16 protein-coding genes and 1 rRNA gene are annotated in these 14,160 nt (G+C 40.7%); 8 read left to right on the plus strand and 9 right to left on the minus strand.

Annotated features, from left to right (window positions below):
* Positions 1–89: 89 nt before the first annotated feature.
* Both KDK67_RS12105 and KDK67_RS12110 read right to left on the minus strand, forming a co-directional pair.
* Entirely contained in the window at positions 90–428 is a 339-nt protein-coding gene (locus tag KDK67_RS12105) for a type II toxin-antitoxin system RelE family toxin (protein ID WP_250869050.1), read from the minus strand.
* A 5-nt stretch (positions 429–433) separates the two neighbouring features.
* Positions 434–652 (minus strand): hypothetical protein, encoded by a 219-nt coding sequence (locus KDK67_RS12110; RefSeq protein ID WP_250869051.1) that lies wholly within the window; start codon positions 650–652, stop codon positions 434–436.
* A gap of 572 nt (positions 653–1,224) precedes the next feature.
* On the opposite strand from KDK67_RS12110, the gene KDK67_RS12115 reads away from it, so the two are divergent.
* Both KDK67_RS12115 and KDK67_RS12120 read left to right on the plus strand, forming a co-directional pair.
* The gene (locus KDK67_RS12115; RefSeq protein ID WP_250869052.1) at positions 1,225–1,704 is read left to right on the plus strand and encodes a hypothetical protein; all 480 of its coding nucleotides are present in this window, start codon (positions 1,225–1,227) and stop codon (positions 1,702–1,704) included.
* A gap of 15 nt (positions 1,705–1,719) precedes the next feature.
* Complete coding sequence (locus KDK67_RS12120; RefSeq protein ID WP_250869053.1) at positions 1,720–2,361, plus strand: hypothetical protein; 642 nt, start codon at positions 1,720–1,722, stop codon at positions 2,359–2,361.
* A gap of 201 nt (positions 2,362–2,562) precedes the next feature.
* On the opposite strand, the gene KDK67_RS12125 is transcribed toward KDK67_RS12120, so the two are convergent.
* Both KDK67_RS12125 and KDK67_RS12130 read right to left on the minus strand, forming a co-directional pair.
* The gene (locus KDK67_RS12125; protein WP_250869054.1) at positions 2,563–3,858 is read right to left on the minus strand and encodes a UDP-glucose dehydrogenase family protein; all 1,296 of its coding nucleotides are present in this window, start codon (positions 3,856–3,858) and stop codon (positions 2,563–2,565) included.
* An 88-nt stretch (positions 3,859–3,946) separates the two neighbouring features.
* Positions 3,947–4,426 carry an energy-coupling factor transporter transmembrane component T family protein gene (locus tag KDK67_RS12130; RefSeq protein ID WP_250869055.1) on the minus strand — a complete coding sequence of 160 codons (480 nt, stop codon included), beginning with the start codon at positions 4,424–4,426 and terminating at the stop codon, positions 3,947–3,949.
* 130 nt (positions 4,427–4,556) lie between these two features.
* Between KDK67_RS12130 and KDK67_RS12135 the strand changes: the two genes are divergently transcribed.
* Complete coding sequence (locus KDK67_RS12135; protein WP_250869056.1) at positions 4,557–4,817, plus strand: PDGLE domain-containing protein; 261 nt, start codon at positions 4,557–4,559, stop codon at positions 4,815–4,817.
* Between the two features lie 50 nt (positions 4,818–4,867).
* Here KDK67_RS12135 and KDK67_RS12140 read toward each other — a convergent pair whose 3' ends face one another.
* Together KDK67_RS12140 and hisI are read right to left on the minus strand one after the other, a co-directional pair.
* Positions 4,868–6,715, minus strand: a complete 1,848-nt coding sequence (locus KDK67_RS12140) for a PINc/VapC family ATPase (RefSeq protein WP_250869057.1) — start codon at positions 6,713–6,715, stop codon at positions 4,868–4,870.
* Positions 6,716–6,810: 95 nt separating this feature from the next.
* Positions 6,811–7,176, minus strand: coding sequence for a phosphoribosyl-AMP cyclohydrolase (gene hisI, locus KDK67_RS12145; protein ID WP_250869058.1), 366 nt, complete (start codon positions 7,174–7,176; stop codon positions 6,811–6,813).
* Positions 7,177–7,304: 128 nt separating this feature from the next.
* Here hisI and KDK67_RS12150 point away from each other — a divergent pair, with 128 nt between their 5' ends.
* From KDK67_RS12150 to KDK67_RS12170, 5 genes are all read left to right on the plus strand, one after another.
* Entirely contained in the window at positions 7,305–8,069 is a 765-nt protein-coding gene (locus tag KDK67_RS12150) for an RAD55 family ATPase (protein ID WP_250869059.1), read from the plus strand.
* A 52-nt stretch (positions 8,070–8,121) separates the two neighbouring features.
* On the plus strand, positions 8,122–9,318 hold the full coding sequence (locus tag KDK67_RS12155) for a hypothetical protein (RefSeq protein ID WP_250869060.1): 1,197 nt from the start codon (positions 8,122–8,124) through the stop codon (positions 9,316–9,318).
* A 94-nt stretch (positions 9,319–9,412) separates the two neighbouring features.
* Entirely contained in the window at positions 9,413–9,736 is a 324-nt protein-coding gene (locus KDK67_RS12160; protein ID WP_172367525.1) for a HesB/IscA family protein, read from the plus strand.
* Positions 9,737–9,799: 63 nt separating this feature from the next.
* Complete coding sequence (locus KDK67_RS12165; protein ID WP_250869061.1) at positions 9,800–10,150, plus strand: nascent polypeptide-associated complex protein; 351 nt, start codon at positions 9,800–9,802, stop codon at positions 10,148–10,150.
* Between the two features lie 126 nt (positions 10,151–10,276).
* Positions 10,277–11,653 (plus strand): sodium-dependent transporter, encoded by a 1,377-nt coding sequence (locus tag KDK67_RS12170; RefSeq protein WP_250869062.1) that lies wholly within the window; start codon positions 10,277–10,279, stop codon positions 11,651–11,653.
* Between the two features lie 13 nt (positions 11,654–11,666).
* Here the strand turns inward: KDK67_RS12170 and KDK67_RS12175 are convergent, their stop codons facing one another.
* The 3 genes from KDK67_RS12175 to rrf form a co-directional block, all read right to left on the minus strand.
* The gene (locus KDK67_RS12175) at positions 11,667–13,094 is read right to left on the minus strand and encodes a dihydrolipoyl dehydrogenase (protein ID WP_250869063.1); all 1,428 of its coding nucleotides are present in this window, start codon (positions 13,092–13,094) and stop codon (positions 11,667–11,669) included.
* 366 nt (positions 13,095–13,460) lie between these two features.
* Positions 13,461–13,835 carry a hypothetical protein gene (locus KDK67_RS12180; RefSeq protein ID WP_250869064.1) on the minus strand — a complete coding sequence of 125 codons (375 nt, stop codon included), beginning with the start codon at positions 13,833–13,835 and terminating at the stop codon, positions 13,461–13,463.
* A 196-nt stretch (positions 13,836–14,031) separates the two neighbouring features.
* Positions 14,032–14,152 (minus strand): 5S ribosomal RNA (gene rrf, locus KDK67_RS12185).
* Positions 14,153–14,160: the final 8 nt, after the last annotated feature.

Genomic DNA, 14,160 nt, shown 5'->3' on the forward strand with positions numbered 1-14,160 from the left:
CAGGGAGTGACTAAAATAGAGGCATAGTATATTGTTTTTTGGTAAAATCAATATCAAGCACTGATGGAATTGTGTTGAGTATTCTAAGTTTATATCAAATACGTGAGGATGGCTGAATAGTTACAAAATAAGAACAATAAGTTGAACACATTTGTTGTCAACCACTTGTAACCTTTTTCACGGTTCATAATCTCAATAACCCACATTACATCGTCTTGTATGGCATATATTACCCTGTAATTTCCAATTCTTAGACGGTATAAGTCCTGTTTGCCCTTGATTCCTTTTAGTTTCTTAATATCAGACTTACTTGTGGTGGGCTCATTTGCAAATGACTTGAGTTCGGATACGATACGATCTCTTGTGCCAGAGTCAAGCTCCTGGAGAGATTTTGCTGCACTTTTGTGTATTTCAATACCTATCTTCATATATCTCACTTTAATTCATCAAGTGAGACAAACTGATCCTTTTCATCTAGTCGTGCATACATACGATCCATGAACAGGTCATAGTCGGCAGTATCCATTAGACGCGCCAGAATATCACTATATGTTTCACCTTTTAAACCATAGCTTTTCAGTCTATCCCTGATGTCAGTTGTTGTTGGAATAGTTGTTTTGGATTTGGAACTTCCGTGTACTATGTGTGTCATATTAGTTGCTCCAGTAATTTATTTTGTTGTATTTTATTTTAATATATTAATTTGGTTTTATATTACCATTTTCAGTTTGGTTTTATGCTACCATTTCTATTTTACTTATTGTATTTTAGCCACTTTCGTGTGTTATATTTTGTCAATCGGGTTTTGTTTTAGCAACCAAATCCTAGTAACAACTTATTCCTAATATGTACATAGAAGTATGAGTACTTATGACTTGTTATGACTAGTTAGGACTAGTTATAAAGAGTTATAACCCATTATAACTTAAACATAGCAAATCAAATGAAATTGAATAAAATGATGGCAACAGATTATATGAATACAAAATTAGAATTATCCCAAAAAAATCCTAAACTCAATGTCAACTGAATACCAAAAACCCAGCAAATGCCTTTACAAATTGCCAAGCCCATAATCAATTATCACGATTTTTTTCATGGGGAGTACATACGGTTTTGGTACATCGATTTAACGAATCGATATATTGTAACAAACATTATTTGCGAAATTGTGAAATATAGTTAGCCTTACATTATATATTTTGAGTTGAGCTTCCAATAGACATGTTAAAACGAAGCTTAATAGCACATATACGGTTATTAAAAATTTGGCTCTGTAGAAATCCTCAGAAGGTTGTGTATGAGCCATTTATTGATTATGCAACTGGAGATATTAAGGAAGGATCTCATTATTTCAAACCGTTGAGCAGGACAATAATGCAGTATGAGGAACATCTTGAGCATAAGTTTGATGGTGAGGTTGGGATTCTTGAAAGGAAGCATGTTCAGGCTGATGGTGTTGTGTACATTGGCAAAGAAGCCAATAGTATTGATGAACAGGAATTAGATGTGAAGAAGGCTCAGGAATTTATTGATGTGGAAGAGATTAAGAGGAAGATTCTTGAGATGCCACAGAAGGAAGCTGAGAGACTAGGAGTTGGGAGGAATACGTTTCAGGGTATTAAGAAAAGGTTGAAGGAAAGTGGAAAATTGAACTTGAATACTACTGCCGTTAAAAAATTATTAAATATTATTTGTGCATAACTTAAAGATGTGGTTATGATGTTAGAAAAATTTTTAAATTCGAACATAAATTTATTTGTTGCATTGGGTTTTTTTATAGCATTAGCAGGTTATTTTTCTAGCCCATATATCCCATTACAAAATGGATTAAAAATTCTTTTTGATTTAGGAATTGTTTCATCAATAGCAATTTCTATATTGCTGTGTGGAATTATATTCAAAAATTTATTTCAATTTTCAACCAATGATTCTAATTTAATACCAATCTCAGAATTTAGCTTTGAAAATGTTGAACGTTTTCTCTTTGCAATTCCATTTTTTATGATAGTTCTGATTTTATTTTACTATATATTTCAAGCATATAATAAAGAAACTTATCTCACCTTGATATTACTTGCTTATGTAATAGCTGTACCAATATACCTCAAACTTTATAATATTAAATCTTTTGATAAACATTTGTACATAATTCCAACTTTAATTATATTTGCAGGAACTATTATTTTTCATTTATTGGAACAATATGATCCTTTGTACTATAAAATAATACAAGCAATGATGAGTACCTTTGTGCAGATGTCTTTGTTACTTGTAGTCATTACATTCATATTCGACGTTAAAAAGATGCTATCCAATTCTAAGAAAAAGTTATTAGAACGATTTATCTCAATCAAATAATTCAAAGAATTCGGTTTTTTCATCCTGACCTATATCCCAACTTTGCTATGCGAGGGATAAGATTCGAACCTCAATGACTGACAAAATATAGATGATCGCGATTATGTGAGTACACATCCAGTTCAATGCCAATAAGTTAAGAAAATGTTGAAGGGGAATCCCCCTGCACATCTTCCTTTACAGTGCCCCCACTCATTAATATCACCAGCAGATGCCTTCGTAGATTATATCCTGTTCCAGTTTATCAGGTTCGATCATCTTTCTGCCGTCAATGACAACTTTGTTCTTCATACCACCAAACTCGGGATCGAGCTTTCTAAACTCAGCCCATTCCGTCATGATCAGGCAGGCGTCCGCTCCATTAAGAGCCTCTTCAGCACTCTCACAATATGTGATATCCTCAAAGACAGCTTTCATGTGTTCCGATGCCATTGGATCATAAGCAGCCACCAAAGCACCTTTCTCAAGAAGTTTGCGTATGACTGGAATTGAGCGGGATTCACGAATATCATCGGTATCGTTCTTGAACGCCAGCCCAAGTACAGCTATACGTTTGCCTTTCACATCCCCCACATGATCTTCGAGGAGTTCAACCATCTGGATCGGCTGCAGATCATTTACTTCAACGACCGATTCAAGAAGAGCAGGATAATAATCAAGTTCCTTTGCTTTTCCTATAAGAGCACGTACATCTTTAGGGAAACAGGAGCCGCCAAATCCTGCACCGGAATTCAGGAAATGTTCAGAGATACGGAAATCCTTACCCACTGCGTTCATGACCTCATAGGTATCAATGCCAAGTTTTTTGCAGATATTACCCACTTCATTGGAAAATGAGATCTTGGTAGCAAGGAAAGAATTGTTCACATATTTTATCATCTCAGCAGTCCGCGGGTTCGTACGTGTGACCTCACATTCCAAATCCCGATAAAGCTCCGAAACAAGAGAGATCGTACGCCCATCGATACCACCCACAACGATCTTATCAGGATTCATGAAATCATAGACAGCCTTGCCTTCCCTCAAGAACTCGGGATTCATTGCCACACCAAAATCCTTCCCAGCGGTCTTGCGGGAATGTTCCTCAAGAAGATACAACACAACATCCTCTGTGGTCCCGGGGACCACTGTGCTCTTGACAACCACGATATGGAAACCGTCTTTTTTTGCCATGGCCATTCCAAGACTTTTGCAAGCCCTGCCAACGATAGAAAGGTCGATATTCCCGTGTTCGTTCGAAGGTGTGCCCACACAGATAAAGGATATATCCGAGTTCTGTATCGCATAGTCGTAATCGGAAGTTGCAATAAGATTCTTCTCAGCATGCTTTTGCATCAGTCCTTCAAGTCCTTCCTCCCAGATCGGAGGAATGCCGTCATTGATCATCTGCACTTTTTTTTCATCAATGTCTATACATATCACTTCGTGACCAAGCTCTGCAAAACATGCAGCTGACACTGAACCAACGTAACCTGAACCAATAATAGATACTTTCACCAAAAACTCTCCTTAAATAGAAGAAATGTAAACGAATGTATATTAGTATATGGTTTTAAAAAAAGAATTGAACAGTAGCTTTCCTGAATCACAGAAGGAACTGTACGTAAAATATCAATCCTATGGTAATGACACAAAACATTACATCCTTTGCCCTTACCTTCGACCTGCGAATGAAAAGGTTGCTATTGTCATTGCTATAACCCCTGCAAAGCATGCCTATGTAAGTCCTTTCACCCTGCTCGTACGATTGTACGAAAAGGGAACTTATTGTATTGCCTACCTGCTCGAGTATCCACTTCCTCGGAGTGTTCTTGTTCCATATATCGAAAAGACGGGACTGTTGTGCCACACGTATCCTTTTGAGCACGCTCCAGAACACGAACAGATATCTCACCATCATGGTCAAAAGCAAAACGAATTCCTTTGGAACACCAAGTCTTCTCGCAGATACTACAAAATCGTTCATTTTCATGGTGGATGAAAGAACAATGATAGAGGTCACGCAGACAAGGAACCTTGCCATCAGCGTTATTCCAAAATCAAGCCCTTCATAAGTGATGGTCAATCCTAACGGAAGGGACACCGGATAGACAGTAAACGTTTCAATGAAGGGCTATCTTATAAAAGGCTGAAATACTGCCAGCCCGATCCCGAAAGGCAGAACCGCCAGTATCCTGACAAGAACATAGAAAAGATTGAGTCGAGCGATCATGATATCCATACTCGCACCTTTCCTTGCATCATCTGATCCTGACGGATTGGAAAGTGCAGCTGAAAAGGTTATAAGCGAAGACATATTTGCAGAATTGGAAGAAGCTGAAGCTGCTATTGAGTCCCCCCTGCCGGATTATTCCATCGAAGGTAAAGGCAAGCTCGGAGAGATAATTGCAATATGCCTGAGTACCATAGGCATTCTGGTAATAAGCTTTGGCCTTGGAAAGATCATCAAAGCCTAATATCAAAAAAATAAGGAAAATGAGGGGATATCCCCCTCATACTCTTTTTATTATATTACTTTAATAATAATCGGTTCCCCGGCATCCACTGCATCCAGGATATCCTCTGCAAGGGCAGAATTGCTACGGACCTTGACATCGCCATGTCTCCCTACCGTTGCAGTGAAAAGATAGTCATCTCCTGTATAGATCTCGACATCCTGAGAAGCTATTTCCGGGACGTTCAGTATAACATGTTTTTTCGTGTGTTCGATGGTAGGCCTATAAGATGTTTCGGGAGAACGGTCCTTATTGCCTCTTTTAAGGGATGTCTCTTCAAGTTCACGCACATCGATATGAACTCCGACGATCTTCTCGATCTCATCGATGGTCACACCGCTTTTGCCAATCACCTTGGAGATCTCACTATCAAGGACCTTTACAACAGCACTTGTATCCGACAACATCTCAACTTCGACCGGCCCTTTGGCGTATCGCTGCACAACATCCTCGATCTCGCCTTCTGCAAGACCCCATACAGGCTTACGGGCCACGGAGTCTGAAACCGGCATGACTACAACCTGTTCACCGAAAGTATATATCTCGAATTCAGGAGCAGATGTCTCAAAATCGGAGACCACTATGACAGGTCTTGCAAGATCGGCCTCAAGCATTCCTGATGGGACCTTTACAGTGAACTCAAGGGTCTGTACCTGAGCGACCTCGCCTTTGTCGATGAAAATAACAGTATCTACGACCTGCGGAATAACACCAAGCTCAACTCTTCCAATGAGCCTTTGCACAGCATCTATGGCACGGTTTGCATGTACAACACCGATCATGCCCACGCCTGCAAGTCTCATATCTGCAAATATCTCAAAGTCGCGGGTCTTGCGAACCTCATCATAGATAGTATAGTCTGGTCTGACAAGCAACAGCACATCAGCTGTATTTTCCATACTTCCTTCAAGCGGTGCATACTGGGTTATCTCATTTGGAACCTGCAGGTCCCTAGGGGATTCCATTGTCTTGACAACATAGTTGTTCTCATGCAAGAATATGGCCACACCTGCACCAAAGGTGGATTTCCCAGCACCTGGTGGACCTGAAACAAGAATCCCACGTTGTCCCAGAATTCTTTCCTTTAGCTCATCACCAAGACGATATTCATCAAGACTTACTGATGCAACAGGACGAACTGCAGTTATCTCAACGTCATCAGAGAACGGAGGATTTGCTATGGCTATTCGCATATCACGTATCTGAAGGACCGTTGCGCCTTTAAGGGACATCTCGATGAAAGACTCATCATCTGCCCTTGCGCGCTCAAGCAATTCCCTTGTTATTTGTTTGAGCTCATGGGAACTACAAGGAGTATCCCTTATTGTCACGAACTCGATGTTCTTGATGGAACCGCGTTTGGCCATTGGAGCGACCTTATGCTTTAAATGGACGGACATGGTGTCCTCAGTGAAAAAGTCTTCAATGAGCAAAGGCATTAATTCAGTCTTCCTCGGAGGAAGATATTCCACATCCATACCTTTTGCCACTGCTACATCATACTGTACTTTATCGCCGGTCACAAAAGTGGCATCAAGATCTTCAGCACATGAACGGATGATAGCATCGATAGCACCTGCTTTTGCATACATCCTTTCTTCGGCAGTGGGTATTTTACCTGTGAAGGACATGTCTAACATACCCTCACGGGCCATCTCTTGAAGCTGTTTTAACTCGTCAAGCCCTTTGTTACCGATCTCAAGGCCACGGTTTGCCTGTGATTCCAGTTCTGCCACCATGGCTTCTGATATGAACAGTTCAATGCCTTCATACTCACCACTCTCGACCATCTCGGACAGGAGACCATCGATGATCACACTTGTATCAGGAACTATCCTGTAATTTTCTTCTTTTACCATAAGTAGAACTATCAATCAAAACTATTTAACACAACTGACATGAACAATAAAATATTAAAAAAGGAAGGAATGGGACTGAAAGGTTCATTAAAACATCAGTAAACGTCAGCTGGGTCGAACACTTTCTCACCTACAACATCTCCTTCAATGTTGCGGTAGAAGCAAGAACGATATCCAGTATGACAAGCTCCGCCTTCCTGGGAGATCTTAACGACAAGAGCATCCATGTCACAGTCAATGAGTAGCTCATGAACTTTCTGCATGTGCCCGGAACTTTCGCCTTTTTTCCAGAGCATTTGTCTGCTGCGACTCCAGTAATGGGCAATTCCGGTCTCAATTGTCTTTTCCAGAGCTTCCCTGTTCATGAAAGCAAACATGAGCACTTCACCTGTCCCATTGTCCTGGGCTATTGCACCGATCAGACCATTTCCATCAAATTTGAGAGTATCAAGATCGATCATAGTAATCAATTATTAAAATATACTATAACTATAAAAACTAAGAGGAAACAATATGCCATGATAACAATTATGATGTTCGAATGAATTCGTCAGAATCTTTTGCTAAGGAAGATCACAGGGTGAGTTAAATGGATTACAGCTTCAATGGCACTGGGGGATACCGCGTCCCAACTGGAGTAATGGGTTTGGACGTACAACTCGGAGGCGGGGTCCCACCGGGAACTACAATACTTCTTCTTGCAGAACCAGGTGCAAGCTCGGAGGTCTTTGCACAGCAATTCATTTATGGTGGTTTGGTAAACCAGGAAGAGGTCTATTATTTTTCTGCTGAACACCCGATCCAGGAGATAGTTGAAGATATGAAAAATTTCGGGTGGAATATTGAAAAACAGATAGAGGAAGGAAAAGTTGACTTTATTGATGCCTATACTACACGTTTTTCCAATATTTTACCAAAGGAAACCTTCAGTAACCTTTCAGCAAAAGATTTTTTGAAACTGAACACTGACGCCATGAACCTTCTTAAGTCGTCGGTTACAAAGGAAAGAAAGGGGCCATACAGAGGCGTTGTGGATTCTATTTCTTACTTCCTGAGATCATATGAGCTCAACTCCGTCATTGAGGCTATTGAGATAATATCTTCCATGGGCAAAATTACAAAATCGGTCCAGCTCGTTATGATGACTGGCGGCATGCACGATACGATAGTCGAAAATAATCTAAAGAGCGTGTGTGACGGAGTTATAGAGTTTCGAATGAGGGAGCGTGGAAGTGAGATCGAGCGATCAATATTGATACGTAAGATGAGAGGAATGATACCCCCTGACAAGACGATTTCATATAATATCACTCACAAAGGAGTTGAACTGGAGACCACGACCAGAGTTCTCTGATCGTTTTTGGAAAAGATATCCTTAATATTTGCTAAAAAAATGGTTGATAAAAATGAAAGATAACCTTGCTGAACTCCTGACAAATATATTTGCAACTTCAGGACACAGTGTTTCAGAATCAGACACTGTGGATCTGATCATAGAAAAAAATGGCACTAAGACCTACATTAAGTTGACAACACAACCTGATATTTCAGAGATAAATAGCTTTGCTGCTGTTGTAGAAGACAACATTGGGCTTTATGTAACTTTGGAAAAGATGAGTGCTGAAATGTGGGACTATGCAACACATATAGGACTCATTACGTGGGACCGCGATGAACTTGCCTTCCAAATCGGAAAAGCAGTAATTGCTGACATAGAAGGAAATACCTCCGATCTGGAACTTGTTGCATATGATGTAAAGAAACACCATCATGAAGAACTTCCTGCTCAGATACCTGATATGAGCTCTTCATGTGAAGAGACAGAAATATGGGATTCGAACAATGTTGAACCTGCTGCACCAGCAACTAACAAACCTGGATTCAATATATGGAGAACATCACCAGAGATGCAACAGGCAGAAACAAACAACGATTTCATACAATATGAACACCCACAAAGAACAGCACAGGCATCAGCACCAGCGCCAAACATGATGGAAGAACCACAGACCACATCAGGGCAACCACAGAGCCAGATACCTTTTACGCTAGATCTTCACACTGCACCTATAAAATTACAGAAGGATAAGGCTATTGCAATGGCAAGGTCCGAGATAGGAATGCCGAAAGATGTGAGTCTGAAATTTGTCCCATACTGGAGATATGCATATGCAGTTAAGGCTGAACACCGGTTCAAGAACAAAGTGGTAGACATATCAGGACAGGGACAGGGTTGTCTGAATGCACTTAATGGGAACAGGGAACAGATCGAACTACAACAGGTAAATGATAGCATAACTTTGCCGGATGACAGTTATGAGATAAAGAGTCAGATGTTCGATCAGCAGGAAGCGGAAACTACCCTTTTGTCCGAGATCATAGAGGAATATACGAAGGATGTACGTTTCAGCAATGTTGTCGGGGAGGCCATGATATCCGAGCATAAGATATTCAAGCCTACAGCAGATGATATTCGTTTCAATATCGAGCTTGTATATGTCCCAATATGGGAAGTTAAAGGATCAAGGAACTCGATAGAAATAAATGCTTACACACAGGAGATCCTTACCGAACCGGTGGATGATGATGTGGAGTTTGTATGATAGTTCGTCCGTTTGCGAACTTTTAAATATGGCAACGTATATATAACGTTCAATACATTTATTATTTTCAATATCAAAATGGAGTGATTATAGAATGATCGAGATAACAGACGTTGCTGCAACCGAATTAAAAGCACTTCTTGAGGCTGAAGAGAAGAAGGATCACGCACTCAGAATATTTGTCGCTGGCATGGGATGCAGTGGTGTACAGTATGGAATGGCACTTGATGACGAAATCAAGGAAGATGATGTTACAGTAACAAGCAAGGATATCAAGATAGTAATGGGTCCTGACATCAGCGAACAGCTTGATGAAGCAACTGTAGATTATATTGACACCGAGGGTGGCAAAGGCTTCATTATTGACAATCCAACCGCAAATTCCGGATGCGGAAGCTGCGGTGGTAGCTGCCACTAATATTAGAACAAGACTTTAATTTAGTAATGCAATCCTACGCGGTAACAATTAATAGGTGATCATATGATTCCAGGTATGGGCGGTCGGGGCATGAACCCGGCAAAAGTCAAGCAGATGATGAAGCAGATGGGCATCAACATCGATCAGATAGAAGGTGTTGAACAGGTCATCATCAGGACCGCAGATAAGGATATTGTGTTCAACGATGCAGATGTCAGTATCATGAACGCACAGGGTGTGGATACTTACCAAGTAGTTGGCACTCCTGAAGAGGTTCCAAGGGAAGTTGTCATTCCTGAAGATGACGTTAGACTTGTGGCTGAACAGACCGGTGTGTCCGAAGAAGCTGCACTTGAATCTCTTAAAAATGCGAACGGAGACTTGGCCGAGGCCATTCTCGCTCTTTCCTCATGAACCCTTAACGGGTTCCTGCTTTTTTTATTGCCTTCAAAACAGGACAGTATATTAAAACCTTATCGAATTATATTTATATAGTGGCATTCATAGCTATCCCTGACATTGATATGAAGAGGAATAGAGATGAAAGATGACACCACGGACATCAACCGTGAACAATTAGCTACAAGGATCGGGTTCTTGCTTGTTTCTGCGGGATGTGCCATTGGTCTTGGAAATATCTGGCGTTTCCCTTTCATTGTAGGAAAATACGGAGGTGCTGCCTTTGTTATTGTTTATCTTGTATTCCTCCTCATTCTCGGATTACCGATATTGATAATGGAATTTGCCACTGGAAGAGCCGGAAGGCAAAATATTGCGGGGTCCTTGCGCAAGCTGGAGCCAAGTGGAAAAAGATGGCACTTATTTGGATATATCGCCATAATAGGAAATATCATCCTACTTATGTTCTACACTACCGTTTCAGGTTGGGGATTTGCATATTTCTATTACATGGTCAAAGGTAGTTTCATTTACCTCGGACCCTCGGAAATAGGGCTTTTCTTTGACCTGTTCATAGGTCGGACCCTGGAGATGATAACGTGGATGGCGTTGGTGGTCGGCCTTGGGACATTCATATGTTCAAGAGGATTGCAGAAAGGGGTTGAAAGGGCTTCAAAGGTGATGATGTCAGGGCTTTTCTTTATATTGATAATACTCGTACTTCGTTCTGTGACCCTTCCCGGTGCTGCTGAAGGGATCAGTTTCTATCTTGAACCGGATTTTTCGGTATTAAGCTGGCAAGGTATCTATGCCGCCATGACCCAGGCATTCTTCACTTTGAGCGTAGGGGTCGGTGGTATGACCATCTTCGGAAGCTACATCAACAAAAATCATTCCCTTACAGGAGAATCCCTAAGGATCACATTCCTTGATACTAGCATAGCACTCATGGCAGGCCTGATGATATTTCCGGCATGTTCTGCTTTCGGTATCGATGTAGGATCAGGTCCCGGGCTTCTCTTTGTAACATTACCTAATGTTTTCAATCAAATGCCTGCAGGTATTTTGTGGGGAACTCTCTTCTTCCTTTTCCTTGCCTTTGCTTCAATGTCAACTGTAATGGGCATCTCGGAGAATGTAATAGCATTTTCAATGGACGAATGGGGATGGAAAAGAAAAAAAGCATCAATTATAAGCGGAATTGCGATATTCGTTTTATCCATACCATGCTGCCTTGGATTCGGACCATTGAGCTGGTATCAGCCTTTTGGGGAAGGAACATCCATCCTTGATCTGGAAGATTTCATATTTGCTAACAATATCCTTCCAATAGGTGCACTTACACTGGTGCTTTTTTGCAGCTATAGTTTCGGATGGGGATGGAGCTATTTTATTCGGGAGGTTGATACCGGAAAGGGGCTGAAGTTCCCAAGTTGGACAAGAACATACATAAGATACGTCCTTCCACTCATAATAATCTTCATACTTGTCAGAGGATGGATAGGAACATTGTCATAAAAGAGAAAAGAGGTCAGTATTCAAGTTCAAGGGACTTCAATACTGAATGATATTCTTCCACAGACATCCTTGAGTATAATGCCCTTTTTACCACTTCACTAAGAGATGGATGGATATCCATTCCATTGACTACAGGACCGATATTGCTCCCAGGGGTGTTCATCACAGTTATTAATTGATGAATTAGAACTGATGCTTGCGGGCCAATTATATGTACCCCCAGAAGAGTACTGCCTGAGTCCCCCAGAATGACCTTAACGAAGTAACTGTCAAGATCCATTGCCATACCTTTTCCAGTGTCTTCGAACCTATGGAAGCCAATGGAGATGTTGTCTTTGCCGTATTGCTCAATGGCTGCAGCTTCCCCAATGCCCACACCTGCCATCTCAGGATAGGAGAATATGGCATAGGGAACAGCGTGATAGTCGGTTTTTATGTCCTCTTTCAGGACTGCGTTCTGATATACCAGGGTGGATTCATAGTTGCCAACGTGTTTGAAAAGATAGTGACCGTTAGCATCGCCAAATGCCCAGACGTTGGAACAGGTAGTTTCCAGATGGTCGTTCACCTTTATCCAACCCCTTTCATCGGTTTCGACACCTCCTTTTTCAGGATGGAGAATATCGGTGTTGGGACTTCTGCCAGTGGCTACTAATACTTCATCCACAAGAAGTTCCATTTCATCTCCTGAATTTCGATCTTTTGCAATTATTTTCTTTTGTTTGCCTGATGACTGGATATCAGATACTTCATGATCAGTGATTATATCGATATACTGTGCCATTTTTTTTCTTGCAAGTTCGCTTATTTCAGGTTCTTCATTGTCCACAATTCTTGGACTGCGACCGATGATAGTTACTTTTGAGCCCATTGCAGAGAAGAAATGGCTGTATTCAGCCGCTATATAGCCACCTCCGATAATCGCAAGGCTTTCCGGGAGGGTGGTCAGTTCCAGTACAGTGTCACTGGTAAGATAGGAAATTCCATCAAGACCTTTTACAGGAGGGATCATGGGCTTTGAACCTATGCTCAAGAAGATCATTTTTGATGTGATCTGCTCTTCTCCGACCTTTAGTACATAAGGTTCAATGAACTCCACAACGTCTTCATAATAATCTAATTTCGGATCGGATGAGAGTCCTTCGTGTATCATTTCAATATCTTCATCTATGCTGGACCGCATCCTATCCATTACGAATTTAAAATCGATTGATCTTATTTCAGCATGGATACCAAAACGATCTGCATTTCCGATCTCTCTGACAAGTTCTGCAGGATAAAGTAGCATTTTAGAAGGGATACAACCTCTTGTTAGACATATCCCCCCGGGTTTGTCCTTATCTATGATAGCAACTTTCATTTCAGGATACTGTTGCATTATCAAACTTACATAGTTCATACCCGAACCACTGCCAATAACAATTAGATCATATTCTTTCATTTCCAGACCCCAACTTATGATAAGATATTAGATTGTTTTTATTGTTATACTTGATGCTTTCAGAAAATGAAGCAAGCTACAGCAATATTGAGGGCCTTGCGCCGCGAAATAGTACCCATAGCTATTGGTCAGTCTTGCCTATGATTGGCAATATCTATCTTGTAATCGAAATAATCATTTATAGAAAATGAACCCATGAATAGAAAGAGACATACTATTCCTGCTATTAAATATTTGAACTCGTTTCCGATGAGTTCAACTGACAGGATACCTCCGAGAAGAACAGTAAATATGCCAAACAGTGAATTGCCAAATCAGTTCAGAGCTAAATATGGCCGCAGTTGATCCAATATAGAGCTAATTCGTTCAGTTCCCCAATAGTTCGTTCACCTTGAGGGTCACAAGGGACATTAGTTCCTCGAGAGTACTGCAATTGTTTATTTCATCAGATGAAATGAACAGATCGAGCTTATTGCTATTTTCGAGATAAGCGCAGGGAAATGAGGATTCTTTTTCACCGTACTTTTCATAGAATTCATCCTTATGCAAGAACTTAACAGGAATTCCAAGATCATCCACAAAAGATTTCCATTCAGCTTTGATACCTGTGTTACCATAGGTTATGGCACAAAGATTGCATCCATAAGTGGATGGAGATACGATTTTATGAACATAGTCTTTCATTTCATTTATGAGACCGCTGTCTGCATTATATACAAATATAAGAGTATTTTCACTCATTCCTGCACCCCAAAATAATCCCCAGTAAAAGTAAACTTCAATGTGATATAACATTAATTGAACAAGCCAGTATACCAAATACTCCAGATCCGCTTAGAATAAATATCTTTAAGCTTTGCTCAGTAGGACAAAATTAATAAAATAAAGTCACAACTATTGAGTTCAAGACAGTTAAGAAAAGAATTGGATAGAGTGAGTATAGCAGCGATGTAGATTTCCCGAAGACTCTCGTACTTCAGTACAGTAAACAACGTGGGTAGACTTATCTTCTGTGTTCGGATGGGAACAGGAGTGGCCCTACCGCTATGGCCGCCATACTCATTCA

It is taken from the genome of Methanococcoides seepicolus (genome assembly GCF_023684405.1).
GTDB lineage: Archaea > Halobacteriota > Methanosarcinia > Methanosarcinales > Methanosarcinaceae > Methanococcoides > Methanococcoides seepicolus.

What these genes read in the sequence shown, in the direction of transcription:
- KDK67_RS12105 (WP_250869050.1), bottom strand. Translation starts at nt 428, where the DNA reads ATGAAGATAGGTATTGAAATACACAAAAGTGCAGCAAAATCTCTCCAG.
- KDK67_RS12110 (WP_250869051.1), bottom strand. Translation starts at nt 652, where the DNA reads ATGACACACATAGTACACGGAAGTTCCAAATCCAAAACAACTATTCCA.
- KDK67_RS12115 (WP_250869052.1), top strand. Translation starts at nt 1,225, where the DNA reads ATGTTAAAACGAAGCTTAATAGCACATATACGGTTATTAAAAATTTGG.
- KDK67_RS12120 (WP_250869053.1), top strand. Translation starts at nt 1,720, where the DNA reads ATGATGTTAGAAAAATTTTTAAATTCGAACATAAATTTATTTGTTGCA.
- KDK67_RS12140 (WP_250869057.1), bottom strand. Translation starts at nt 6,715, where the DNA reads ATGGTAAAAGAAGAAAATTACAGGATAGTTCCTGATACAAGTGTGATC.
- hisI (WP_250869058.1), bottom strand. Translation starts at nt 7,176, where the DNA reads ATGATCGATCTTGATACTCTCAAATTTGATGGAAATGGTCTGATCGGT.
- KDK67_RS12150 (WP_250869059.1), top strand. Translation starts at nt 7,305, where the DNA reads ATGGATTACAGCTTCAATGGCACTGGGGGATACCGCGTCCCAACTGGA.
- KDK67_RS12155 (WP_250869060.1), top strand. Translation starts at nt 8,122, where the DNA reads ATGAAAGATAACCTTGCTGAACTCCTGACAAATATATTTGCAACTTCA.
- KDK67_RS12160 (WP_172367525.1), top strand. Translation starts at nt 9,413, where the DNA reads ATGATCGAGATAACAGACGTTGCTGCAACCGAATTAAAAGCACTTCTT.
- KDK67_RS12165 (WP_250869061.1), top strand. Translation starts at nt 9,800, where the DNA reads ATGATTCCAGGTATGGGCGGTCGGGGCATGAACCCGGCAAAAGTCAAG.
- KDK67_RS12170 (WP_250869062.1), top strand. Translation starts at nt 10,277, where the DNA reads ATGAAAGATGACACCACGGACATCAACCGTGAACAATTAGCTACAAGG.
- KDK67_RS12175 (WP_250869063.1), bottom strand. Translation starts at nt 13,094, where the DNA reads ATGAAAGAATATGATCTAATTGTTATTGGCAGTGGTTCGGGTATGAAC.
- KDK67_RS12180 (WP_250869064.1), bottom strand. Translation starts at nt 13,835, where the DNA reads ATGAGTGAAAATACTCTTATATTTGTATATAATGCAGACAGCGGTCTC.